This is a genomic window from Vulcanococcus sp. (assembly GCF_044369115.1).
In the GTDB taxonomy this organism is placed as follows: Bacteria; Cyanobacteriota; Cyanobacteriia; order PCC-6307; family Cyanobiaceae; genus Vulcanococcus.
This window is the reverse complement of sequence record NZ_JBIPMN010000089.1, coordinates 1-10531: the sequence shown is the minus strand read 5'-3', so window position 1 is coordinate 10531 and position 10531 is coordinate 1. Positions and strand designations below refer to the sequence as shown.

Annotated in this window: 15 protein-coding genes and 1 pseudogene; 5 read left to right on the top strand and 11 right to left on the bottom strand. The window is 64.5% G+C overall.

Annotated features, from left to right (window positions below; translation table 11 throughout):
* Both ACIQ2E_RS08335 and ACIQ2E_RS08330 read left to right on the top strand, forming a co-directional pair.
* A partial coding sequence (locus tag ACIQ2E_RS08335; protein WP_398328841.1) for an extracellular solute-binding protein occupies nt 1-951 on the top strand: 951 nt, incomplete at its 5' end.
* 198 nt (nt 952-1149) lie between these two features.
* Nucleotides 1150-1746: a Crp/Fnr family transcriptional regulator gene (locus ACIQ2E_RS08330; protein ID WP_398328838.1), complete on the top strand. Its 597-nt coding sequence runs from the start codon at nt 1150-1152 to the stop codon at nt 1744-1746.
* Nucleotides 1747-1767: 21 nt separating this feature from the next.
* Here the strand turns inward: ACIQ2E_RS08330 and ACIQ2E_RS08325 are convergent, their stop codons facing one another.
* The 6 genes from ACIQ2E_RS08325 to ACIQ2E_RS08300 all read right to left on the bottom strand — a co-directional run bounded on the left by ACIQ2E_RS08325 (nt 1768) and on the right by ACIQ2E_RS08300 (nt 5700).
* Nucleotides 1768-2010 (bottom strand): hypothetical protein, encoded by a 243-nt coding sequence (locus ACIQ2E_RS08325; protein WP_398328835.1) that lies wholly within the window; start codon nt 2008-2010, stop codon nt 1768-1770.
* 38 nt (nt 2011-2048) lie between these two features.
* Nucleotides 2049-2477, bottom strand: a complete 429-nt coding sequence (locus ACIQ2E_RS08320) for a hypothetical protein (protein ID WP_398328832.1) — start codon at nt 2475-2477, stop codon at nt 2049-2051.
* A gap of 9 nt (nt 2478-2486) precedes the next feature.
* Nucleotides 2487-3320 (bottom strand): sulfite exporter TauE/SafE family protein, encoded by an 834-nt coding sequence (locus ACIQ2E_RS08315; protein ID WP_398328829.1) that lies wholly within the window; start codon nt 3318-3320, stop codon nt 2487-2489.
* The gene (locus ACIQ2E_RS08310; RefSeq protein ID WP_398328826.1) at nt 3320-3835 is read right to left on the bottom strand and encodes a rhodanese-like domain-containing protein; all 516 of its coding nucleotides are present in this window, start codon (nt 3833-3835) and stop codon (nt 3320-3322) included. The genes ACIQ2E_RS08315 and ACIQ2E_RS08310 overlap by 1 nt, the downstream gene beginning before the upstream one ends.
* A gap of 40 nt (nt 3836-3875) precedes the next feature.
* A complete protein-coding gene (locus tag ACIQ2E_RS08305) occupies nt 3876-5003 on the bottom strand; it encodes a rhodanese-like domain-containing protein (RefSeq protein WP_398328823.1) in 1128 nt (375 codons plus the stop codon).
* A gap of 67 nt (nt 5004-5070) precedes the next feature.
* Nucleotides 5071-5700, bottom strand: a complete 630-nt coding sequence (locus ACIQ2E_RS08300; RefSeq protein ID WP_398328820.1) for a class I SAM-dependent methyltransferase — start codon at nt 5698-5700, stop codon at nt 5071-5073.
* Between the two features lie 46 nt (nt 5701-5746).
* On the opposite strand from ACIQ2E_RS08300, the gene ACIQ2E_RS08295 reads away from it, so the two are divergent.
* Complete coding sequence (locus ACIQ2E_RS08295; RefSeq protein WP_398328817.1) at nt 5747-6067, top strand: ArsR/SmtB family transcription factor; 321 nt, start codon at nt 5747-5749, stop codon at nt 6065-6067.
* 19 nt (nt 6068-6086) lie between these two features.
* Here ACIQ2E_RS08295 and ACIQ2E_RS08290 read toward each other — a convergent pair whose 3' ends face one another.
* Nucleotides 6087-6458 (bottom strand): hypothetical protein, encoded by a 372-nt coding sequence (locus tag ACIQ2E_RS08290; RefSeq protein ID WP_398328814.1) that lies wholly within the window; start codon nt 6456-6458, stop codon nt 6087-6089.
* A 117-nt stretch (nt 6459-6575) separates the two neighbouring features.
* Nucleotides 6576-7259: a pyridoxamine 5'-phosphate oxidase gene (pdxH, locus tag ACIQ2E_RS08285; RefSeq protein ID WP_398328811.1), complete on the bottom strand. Its 684-nt coding sequence runs from the start codon at nt 7257-7259 to the stop codon at nt 6576-6578.
* A 153-nt stretch (nt 7260-7412) separates the two neighbouring features.
* Here pdxH and ACIQ2E_RS08280 point away from each other — a divergent pair, with 153 nt between their 5' ends.
* On the top strand, nt 7413-7667 hold the full coding sequence (locus ACIQ2E_RS08280; protein ID WP_398328808.1) for a transcriptional regulator: 255 nt from the start codon (nt 7413-7415) through the stop codon (nt 7665-7667).
* A 58-nt stretch (nt 7668-7725) separates the two neighbouring features.
* Here ACIQ2E_RS08280 and ACIQ2E_RS08275 read toward each other — a convergent pair whose 3' ends face one another.
* Entirely contained in the window at nt 7726-8097 is a 372-nt protein-coding gene (locus ACIQ2E_RS08275; protein ID WP_398328805.1) for a DUF3365 domain-containing protein, read from the bottom strand.
* A gap of 156 nt (nt 8098-8253) precedes the next feature.
* On the bottom strand, nt 8254-9333 hold the full coding sequence (psbA, locus tag ACIQ2E_RS08270) for a photosystem II q(b) protein (protein WP_398328802.1): 1080 nt from the start codon (nt 9331-9333) through the stop codon (nt 8254-8256).
* A 112-nt stretch (nt 9334-9445) separates the two neighbouring features.
* Here psbA and ACIQ2E_RS08265 point away from each other — a divergent pair, with 112 nt between their 5' ends.
* Nucleotides 9446-9910: a DUF3122 domain-containing protein gene (locus tag ACIQ2E_RS08265; RefSeq protein ID WP_398328800.1), complete on the top strand. Its 465-nt coding sequence runs from the start codon at nt 9446-9448 to the stop codon at nt 9908-9910.
* On the opposite strand, the pseudogene ACIQ2E_RS08260 reads toward ACIQ2E_RS08265, so the two are convergent.
* Nucleotides 9896-10531: pseudogene (locus ACIQ2E_RS08260) on the bottom strand (oxygen-independent coproporphyrinogen III oxidase); the annotation flags it as partial. The gene ACIQ2E_RS08265 and the pseudogene ACIQ2E_RS08260 overlap by 15 nt on opposite strands.

The window sequence follows — 10531 nt, the reverse complement described above, 5'->3', positions numbered from 1 at the left end:
CAGGCCCAGAGCCAGGAGATCGGCGTGTACTCCGGGCGTCACTACAACACCGATAAAGAGCTCTACCGCCAGTTCACTGCCCGCACCGGCATCAAAGTGAAGTTGCTGGAGGGCAAAGACGATGCGTTGATTGAACGTGTTCGCACTGAAGGCAAGAACAGCCCGGCCGATGTGCTGGTGCTCGTGGATGCAGCCCGGCTCGATAAGGCTTCCGACATGGGCCTGTTCCGTCCCAGCCCCTCCGCCATGCTGATGCGGGATGTGCCGCTGAATCTGCGCGACAGCAAGGGCCGTTGGTATGGCCTGACTCGCCGGGTGCGGGTGCCGGTGGTGAACCCCAAGCTGGTGAACCCAGCCAGCATCCGCACCTACGCCGACCTCGCCAATCCGGCCCTGAAGGGCAAGCTCTGCCTGCGCGACAGCAAGAGCGTGTACAACCAGTCGCTTGTGGCGGATCAGATGATCCTGCGGGGCGATGCCGCCACGGCGCAGTGGGTGAAGGGGATGACCGCCAATGTCACCAAGCCCTACTTCACCTCCGATACACCCTTGATCCGCGCTGTGGCTAACGGCGAGTGCGGTGTGGGCCTGGTGAACACCTATTACCTGGCTCGGATGCTCTCGGGTGACAACGGCGCTGCCGACAAGACGATGGCGGGCAAGGTGAAGGTGGTGTTCACCAACCCGGCGCATGTGAACATCTCAGGGGCTGGGGTGGTGAAAACCTCCAAAAACCCCCAGGCGGCTCTGAAGCTGATTGAGTTCCTGGCTTCTCCCACCGGCGGCCGCGGCTACGCCGAGGCCAACAACGAATATCCGCTGAAGGGCTACGGCAACAACCCGATTCTCAAGCGCTTCGGCACGTTCAAGGCCGACCGTGTGTCGGCGGAGCAGATGGGCGCCAAGAACAAGGCCGCCGTGCAGCTGATGGCGCGCAACGGCTGGAAGTAATCCATCGTGCTGTTGGCGGGCTTGCCCCCGCGCAACACGCCACTCGCCGCCCGGGCCCCTGCTCGAGGCGGCTTTTTCGTGCCCGCAGAGAGCCGCCCCTTCGCAGTTGCCAGTTGTTATTGAGAATCGCTTGCAAAAAGCGCCGCGCTTCTCTACATTGCGACGCATTCGCAATTAGCCCCTGCTTTGGCTGGGTCCATGAGCTTTCGTTTCCTCCCCGAGTCCCCTGTGAACGCCGTGCGCATGCCGGTGGGACAGACCGTGCTGCTCGATCCCGCCCTGCGCCCTGAGCGCAGCTGCATTGAAGTGCTGGAAGGGATGGCCCGTGTGTATTGCCCCTGTGAGGAAACGGAGGGCATGACCCTGGCTTTCCTCCAGCCCGGTGATCAACTGCGCACCGATCGGCTCTGCAGTGAGGGGGTATGCGTGGAGGCCCTCACGCCGCTGCTGTTCAGCACCGAAGCGGTGCCTGCCGGCGAGGCTGGCTTCGACCCTGTGAATGAGTGGACGCTGCAGCTGCTGCGCATCCGCCACCTCGGCAACGCCGAGCAGCGCCTGCATGCTCTGCTCAGCCTGTTGGTGCGCCGCATGGGGCGCCGCTGCGGCGACTGGTGTGATCTGCCGTTCCGCCTCACCCACGAGCGCATCGGTGAGCTGATCGGTGCCACCCGGGTCACCACCACCCGGATGATCTCCAAAATCCGCCAGGCCAAGTTGATCGAGGTTCCCGCCGGCGACAGCTGCCTGCGCTTGGCTCCGGCTCTGGTGGAATCAGCCCCGCTGGCGGCGGCCTGAGGCGGAGGGCCAAGCGGAGGCTTAATCCGCTGGATCCTCGGGGAATTCGCGGTGGTGCAGGGCCTTGAGCTGCTCGGCCTCAAAGCGCCGCCGCTCTTCCTCCTGCAGCCGCAAAGCCTTCGCCATTGGGCACCACTCTTCAAAGGGGGGCTCATTCAGCGTGTAGCTGCCGAACTCGGCTCGCATCCGCTCCATGCACTCCAGGGAACAATGCTCAGGGAAGCGCGGGCAATGCTCGATGGGCTGCGTGGTGGGCTCAGACATGGGCTGATCAGCAGCGGATCAGCTCGATTCTCCATGGCCTAAGCCATGGTTGTGACGTTGATGGTTTTACCAACCGAGTCCGGCAGGTTTTTCGAGATCGGGCACAGCTTCATGCGCTCTTGCATGTAGGCGATCGCCTCTTCGTTGGCGCTGGCGTCGTGGTCGAGCCGGATGCGGAAATCACCGTCCACGTGGTCGATGATCCAGTCAGTGCTGGTCGTCACCTTGAAATCAGCCTGCACCTGCTGCAGGGCGATTCCTTTTTCACGAGCGTTGGCCACCAAATAGAAGTGCTGGCAGAGCAGCAGCGAGATCAGATAGATCCGAAAGCCCGGCATGGAGAGGCTGAGCTGCTGCGGCTCCCAGAGGCCCGAGTCGCTCAGGAACTCCACCACGAGATCGGTGGTGCTGCGCTCGGGCGGGCGATGGCTGCTGCGCAGCCGGAAGCGGAAGGTGCGTTGGCTCATGGTTTTGGATCAGAGGAGGGGGTCGCGGCGTGCAGCCGAACGTTGCGGCACCGTTTGATGGGCCTGTTCCTCGCGCTCGGCGGCTGGCTGGCGCTTCCAGGCCTCCAGGCCGCTCATCAGGGCTGAGCCGATCAGCAGGATCGAGAACCCTTGGCGCAGGCGGCGATCGCTGAGATGGGGCGCGAGGCGTTGACCGACCACGGCCCCCAGGGCACCGCCGGCGAGCAGGGGCAGCATCAGCGGCAGGCTCTGGGCCGGCCAGTGGCCGAGGGCGCCGAGGGCCACCAGGGCATTCACGGCAATCAGCAGCAGGCTGGTCCCACTGGCGAGCTGCATCGGCAATCCCGCCAACAGCACCAGGGCCGGCACGATCGCAAAGCCACCGCCCACGCCCGCGATGCCGGTGAGCAGGCCCACGAGCACCCCTTGAATGGCCAGGAGTGCCGGCCTGGCTTTCACGGTTGCGGCTTGGGAGGAGTTGCGGGTGAGTAGCCACGAGGCCACCAGGGCCGCGGCGGTGAACACCCCCAGCTGCACGGATTCCGGAATCAGGCCGGCCTTCACCCAGCTGCCCCCCAGCCAGCTGCCGGCCAAGGCGGGCACCCCCAGGATCAGGGCGGGGCGAAGGGCGAACTGGCCGCGGCGCACATAGGGCCCCAGGTTGGCCAGGGCCAGCAGCATCACCACTAGTAAGGAGAGGGGAACGGCTTCTCGGGTGGGTAACGCTGCGCCGCTCACCAGTAGGGGCAGCAGCAGGATCGATCCGCCAGCCCCGAGCACCGAGAGCAGAAAGCCGATCAGGCCTCCGCCGAGGCCCAGTAGGAGCAGTGCGCTCAGGGCCATCAGATCGACACCTTGTTCCAGGGCATCACCGCCAGCAGCCGTGCCATGCCGCAGAAGCCGCTCACTCCAGCGAAGGTGAGGCCAGCGCCCACAAACCAGGTGAGGGCGATCCAGCCGGGTGCCACCACGTTGCTCAGGATCAGCCCCAGCAGGATCAGCGATCCTGCGGCGATCTGCACCTGACGCATCAGCGGCAGGGGCGCGTTCTTGAGCTTGCGCACCGGGTAGCCGGCTTGTTGCCAATTCGGCAGGCCGCCGGCCAGATCCACCACAGGATGGGGCTGGCCGCGATCGAGCAGGCGGTTGAGGCCTTGGGTGCTGCGGTTGCCGCTCTGGCACACCAGCACGAGGGGGCCCTGGGGGAGGTCGGCCTGATGTAGGCGGCTCAGGGGCACGTTCATGCTGCCGGCAATGTGGCCGCTGGCGTATTCCATTGGTTCACGCACATCAATCACCGTGATGCGCTTGCTGGCCAGTTGATCGGCGAGGTCTTGGGCGGAAATGCTGGTGGTCATCGGATTGCAACGAGAGTGAGGTGAAGAAACAGGACGGTGCTCAGAGCGCAACGGCGCCGGCCAGGGGGTAGCCCTCATCGCTCCAACGGCTCAAGCCGCCGCGCAGATTGGCGATGTCGGCGATGCCCTCCTTGAGTAGTTGCTGCGTGGCTAGGGCCGAACGGCTGCCGGAGTGGCAGACCACCACCACCGGCTTTCCGCTCGGGATCTCCTGGCGGCGCTGCTCCAGTTCCGGTAAGGGGATGTTGAGGCTGCCGCTGATGTAGCCATCAGGCCCCTGCAGCTCCTCCGGCGCGCGAACATCCAGGATCGTGAGCTCCGGCAGGTGGGCGGCTACCCAGGCGGGTGAGAGCTCGGGCAGTCCGGCATAGCTGCGTTGCACGGGGGCCCAGGCGCTGCGGGCTTCCGCCTGCCGTGGTTTGCCGGAACGCATGTTTCCGGGCAGAGCCTCGGCGATCTTGTGGGGGTGAGGGAGCTTCATGTTTTCCATGTGGCCCACGAAGTCGCGCTCGGTGGCGGTGCCGCCGAGGCGGGCGTTGAAGGCTTTTTCCTCTGCCACCGACGACACGGTGCGGCCGGTGTAGTCGTGTCCGGGGTAGAGCAGGCAGGCATCCGGCAGGGAGAAGATCTGCTCGGTGATCGAGCGCCAGAGGGTGTGGGCGTTGCCCTGCTGGAAGTCGCAGCGGCCGCAGCCGCGCACCAACAGCGCATCGCCGGTGAAGGCCATGGAGTGGTTGTCGAGCACGAAGCTGATGCAGCCATCGGTGTGGCCGGGGGTGCTGCGCACCTCCACGAACCGGTTGCCGAAGGCAATGCGATCGCCGTGCTTGAGGGGCCGGGTCACGTTGTCGGCGCGGGCGGCGGCGGCAAGGCCAATGGCACAGCCGGTGGCCTCATGCATCAGCCAGCTGCCGGTCACATGGTCGGCGTGGGCGTGGGTGTCGATCGAGGCCACCAGCTCGATCCCCAGTTCATGGATCAGGGAGAGGTCGCGACTGTGCTGTTCGAACACCGAGTCGATCAGCACGCCCTGGCGGCTGGGCACGTCGGCCAGGAGGTAGGTGAAGGTGCCGGTGGCGGCATCAAACAGCTGGCGGAACAGCAGGGCGCTGCCGCCGGCCGCCGCGGTGAGGGAGATGGTGGGTGCAGCGGCGGTGGTTGCAGACATGAGTGAACGGTCACACACTGGTATGACGATACACGCATAGCCCCATTGCCGCAATGGGTGGATCTGCTCAGTCGCGGCGGGGTTTGCGGCCAAACGCCTGTACCACGGCGCTTTGGCCGCGGTGATAGGGCCCCTCTTCGATCCAGCGTTCCTGTTCCCGCAGCACCAGCCAGTCGAGGCCCTGCCATTCATCCCGCACTTGATCGGGTTCGATCAGCAGCTCCGCGGTTGGTGGTCCACCGGTGCCGAAGCGCAGCTGGCGTGGGGTGTAGGCCTCCAGGATCAGGTGTCCACCCGGGCGTAGAGCGCGCATCGCCTGGCCGTGCACCCGGGCGCGCAGGTCTGGCGGCAGGTGCATCCAGATCGCCACCACCAGGTCGGTGCTCTCCGCTTCGAGTTGAAGCTCGCTGAGGTCGCAGCAGAGGCAGTCGATCGTTGCGCCGCGCTGCTGCGCCAGCTTTTCGGCCCGGCCCAAGCCCACCGGGCTGAGATCTTGGGCCGTCACGCGGTGGCCGAGGCTTGCAAGATGCACGGCATTGCGGCCCTGGCCCTCCGCCAGGCAGAGGGCCTCGCCGGCCTGCAGCTGCTGTGCCTGATCGCGGAGGAAGTCGTTGGGCTCGCAGCCATAGGCCCAGTCCGCTTCGGCGTAGCGGCTGTCCCAGAATCGGCGTGGATCCATCGGGGGTGATGTGGGCATAATGCTTCTATCGTCATAGGTGATTGTCATGGCTGCCGCGGGGTCCATGCCGTCTCCTCAGCTGCTTGAGGAGTACAGCCAGTTCTTCCGGATCCTGAGCGAGCCGGCCAGGCTGCAGTTGCTCTGCTATCTGAAGCAGGAGCCGATCGATGTGGCCACCCTGATCGAGGCCACCGGCTTTTCTCAGTCGCACATCAGCCGGCAGCTGGGTCAGTTGCAACGGGCTGGGTTGGTGCGCTGCGAGCGCGATGGGGCTCGCACGATCTGGCAGGCGGAGGGGGATCTGGTGGATGAGCTGTGTGCGTTGGTTCAGGGGCGCCTCAAGCAGCGGCTTGAAGCACAGCTGAAGCAGTTCAAGGCGGCCTGAAGCCTCTAAGAGCCCCCGCTCAGCAGGCTCCAAACAGGCGTGTATCCGCCTCCAGAAACAGGGCATAGGTGTCGCTGTCGTCGTGGCCAGACACGGCGATCGACACGGTTCGGCGCGGCGGGCAGACCTCAACGGCAAGGGCGACGGGCTTGCAGTTGTGTTGGGCGTGATACGTGGCGCTGCAGGCGTCGCTGGAGTAGAGGGTTTCGGCGTCGCGATCGAAGCCCATCGCCCGCGAAATCAGGGTGATCCCCGCCAGTGAGCGGGTGAGGCCGGCATCAGAGCCAATGGCGGTCACGTAAACAAACGGAGCCGGCTCGGGTAGCGCATCGAGGCCTACCTGGAGGCGCTGCCGCAATCCTGCTCGAACCGTCTGGAGGAGCTCACGCATGCTGAAGCTGGTGCGTCTGAGGGTGTGCTGGATCCCTGGGTGCTTCGCAAGATAAACCTGTTCCACCAGATCTGCTGCAATCTGATCTGGTCTGACGCTATGGATGGTGGCTGCTGGTTAAGGGGCGAGGCGCTCGAGGTTCCAGGGGCCATGCGCGCTGGTGTGGTGGCCGCTGGGGTCGCGCTGGTAGCAGAAGCGATCGTGCAGGCGGTTGGGCCGTCCCTGCCAGAACTCAAAGCGTGTGGGCTCCACCCGATAGCCGCCCCAGGCCGGCGGCAGCGGGATCTCTCCCTGGCGGAAGCGCTCCTGCATGGCTTGCCACTGCGCATCCAGCAGGGCGCGGGAGCTGATCACCCGGCTCTGCTGCGACACCCAGGCTCCGATCTGGGAGCCCCGCGGCCTTGAGCGGAAGTAGGCGAAGGCGTCGGCGGCACTGATCGGTGTGGCTGTTCCTTCGATGCTCAGTTGGCGTTCGAGGGAATACCAGGGAAACAGCAGGCTCACCCGGGCGTTGGCCGCGATCTCGCGTGCCTTGCGGCTGCGGGTGTTGGTGAAGAACACAAGCCCGTGGGCGTCAAGCGCCTTGAGCAGCACCGTGCGGCTGCTGGGCTGATCGCCAGCGCAGCAGCTGAGCACCATGGCGTTCGGCTCCAGCATGTCTGCATTCAGGGCCTCGTTGAACCAGCGCTGGAACAGATCCAGGGGGTCGCTGGGGAGATCGCGGCGGCGCAGGCCCGCGAGGCTATAGCTCCTGCGCAGGTCGGCCGGATCGGTGGTCTTGTCGGCGGGCGAAAAGGACACAGCCGTTAGCGATTGTGCACAACATGATTGCGATACCAGTGGCGCGCTCTGGTGTCGATCGAGGAGCGATCTGGCGAGCCGGTCCTGTTGTATTGCACTGACTGCAGATCACGTAAGTGTTATAAAGCTAATGGTGTTTCTGGTTTGAGCTGGTTGGCCTCTGAGCGTGTGCCCTCGCCCGGTGAGCTGCTCCGGGCTGAGCTCGAGCGCAGAGGCTGGAGTCAGGCGAAGCTCGCGCTGCTCTGCGGCGTGAGCATGACCACCATTAATCGGGTGATCAGCAGCCGGCGTGGCGTCACTCCCCGGCTCGATGCGGTGTTGCATCGCGTGCTGGAGAGTGAGCCGGGTTACTGGCTGGCGTGTAATCAGCGCTACCGCCGCTCTCTCGGTGTGCGTAGTTCCGATTAGCACGACCAATCGGGCTGAGCTTTCGCTTGCGGCCACGATTCGCTGTGATTGCTGTTGCTCAGTCCGAAGGACTCTGTGCCGCCAGCGCAGCCTGAACTTCAGGGATGTAAACGGCGTACATGCCGCGCAGGTCTCCGGGCTTGAAGTTGAAGGCTTTGTCCTGAGGATACTGATCTTTCACAAAGGCTGGCCGGCTGTCTCGGCTGCCATGGCAGACCAGGCAGCTGGGCTGCACATCGATTCGCCGGTAGTCGTTCACGCCTGCGCCCTGCTCAGCGGTGGCTGGCTCCCAGAGCCCATTGATTTCGGGGTGCCTGGAGAAGAGATCAATCACCTCGCTCTCCTGGGCGCCGATGGGGGCATGATCGGGGTTGCGGTATTTGCTGGCCACCTGGCGCACCGTCCAGCCGTTTTCCTGGCCAATCGCCATGGCTCTCTTGCGATCAAAGCAGCGAGTAGCTGCCGCATGAAGCTCATGGCTTGTGGCAGGGGGGAGGGGCAGAGGGTGTGAAGGCTGAGAGCAAAAAAGGGCCTGGATGATCCAAGACCCGATGCCCTGATCAGCTGGGCGGGGTTCAAAGCCCCACTAACCGATCGCAGGTGCTGTGAGAGCCACCGGCTGAATGTTGGAAGCGGCTAGATCCAGCGGGAAGTTGTGTGCGTTGCGCTCGTGCATGGCTTCAATACCAAGGCCGCCGCGGTTGAGGATGTCGGCCCAGGTGTTGATCACACGGCCCTGGTGATCGAGCACGGAGTGATTGAAGTTGAAGCCGTTGACGTTGAACGAGAAGCTGATCACCGCCAGCGTGGCGAACCAGATGCCGACAACAGGCCAAGCCGCGAGGAAGAAATGCAGGCTGCGGCTGTTGTTGAACGAGGCGTACTGGAAGATGAGACGTCCGAAGTAGCCGTGGGCGGCCACGATGTTGTAAGTCTCCTCTTCCTGGCCAAATTTGTAGCCTCTGTTCTGGGATTCCTGTTCGGTGGTTTCGCGCACCAACGAGCTGGTGACCAGTGAGCCGTGCATCGCAGAGAAGAGGCTGCCCCCGAAGACACCGGCTACACCGAGCATGTGGAAGGGGTGCATCAGCACGTTGTGCTCAGCCTGGAGCACCAGCATGAAATTGAAGGTGCCGGAGATGCCGAGGGGCATGGGGTCGGAGAAGGAACCCTGGCCGATGGCGTACACCAGCAGAACGGCCGTGGCTGCACCAACCGGAGCGCTGTAGGCCACCGCGATCCAGGGGCGCATGCCGAGGCGGTAGCTCAGCTCCCACTCACGTCCGAGATAGGCGTAGATGCCGATCAGGAAGTGGAAGATGATGAGCTGGTACGGGCCACCGTTGTAGAGCCACTCATCCAGGCTGGTGGCTTCCCAGATGGGATAAAAGTGCAGGCCGATGGCATTGGAGCTCGGTACGACCGAAGCGGTGATGATGTTGTTGCCATACATCAAGCTGCCGGTAATCGGCTCCCGGATGCCGTCGATGTCGACGGGTGGAGCAGCGATGAAGGCAACGATGAAGCAGGTGGCTGCTGTGAGCAGGGTGGGGATCATCAGGGTGCCGAACCAGCCGATGTAGAGGCGGTTGTCGGTGCTGGTGACCCAGTCCCTGAAGGCCAGCCAGCGCGATCCACGCGCAGGGGCCAAGGAGGTTGTGGTCATGGTTGCAAAGAGTGCAGGACCGGAAGCCAAGGAGGTCATCCCCTCTTCCTGTAACTACACTACCGTTATGAACTCCTAGGCGCGAGGCTTCGCCATGCGTATTTCTGCTCAAATGTTTTGGGGCCTCCTGCTGGCCTTTGTTCTCGTGCTCCTTCCAGCCGGCGCCGGGGCGGCGGAGATCCAGCGCTGGGATCTCCGCGATGGCGATGGTGAGCCTTGGGGGCTGGTGGTGTTCCCGCAGCCTGATCCCGCTTACGCCCCGGGCTGGAGGCTGCGGCTCACGGCCCGCACACCTGCAGTGGCCCTGGATCACCATGAGCCCTTGCAGCTCGATGACGGCCTTGGCCGCCTCTGGCAGCTCGACAACCGCAGTGCCGAGCTCGTGGCGCCAGGCGAGTCGCCATTGCCGCTCCAGTCGGCTCAGTTCGATCTGGAGGGCCTGCAGCCTCGCCCGAGTGCGGTGTTGCCCCTGCATCTCAAGCTGGTTTTGGCGGATGGGGAGGCAGAGCTTCTGCTCGGCCCCGACCAGGTGGCTGCCCTCAGCAGCCTGCCCGCAGCGCCATCAAACCAGTCTTGAGCCCGAGGCGCGTTGCCGCTGCGCTAGATCCAGCACCGCGGCAATCGTGCGGATCAGCCAGCGGCCCTCGGTGGTCACCGTGGCCTGTCCGCGGCCGCTGTGTTCACTCAAGTGCACCAGCCCATCGCGGGCCAACTCCTGAAGCTGTTGCCACTCGAGGGCATAGCGCTCGAGCTCAAGCTCGACGCTGAATGTGCACATCACCTGGCGAATCAGCTCACGGCGCTCCAGCACCTCCGGATCGCGCACCACCAAGCCTCGTTCCACGGGTAGATGCCCTTCGGCCAGGGCCGTGCTGTAGGCCTTGAGATCACGCTCGTTCTGGGCGAACAGGTGGGGGAATTGGCTGATCGCCGTGGGCCCTACCCCCAGCAGTTCCAGCTCGCCGCCGGTGGTGTAGCCCTGGAAATTGCGGTGCAAGCGGCCGCTTCGGGCCGCGGCGGCCAGGCTGTCGTCAGCCAGGGCGTAGTGATCCATGCCAATGGCCTCATAGCCGCCGGAGCAGAGCAGGCGTTGCGCGTCTTCCAGCATCACGATTCGCTCCCGCTGGCTCGGTAGATCATCAGCCGCGATCTTGCGCTGCAGCGGCAGTTGCTCCGGCAGATAGGCAAACGAGAAGAG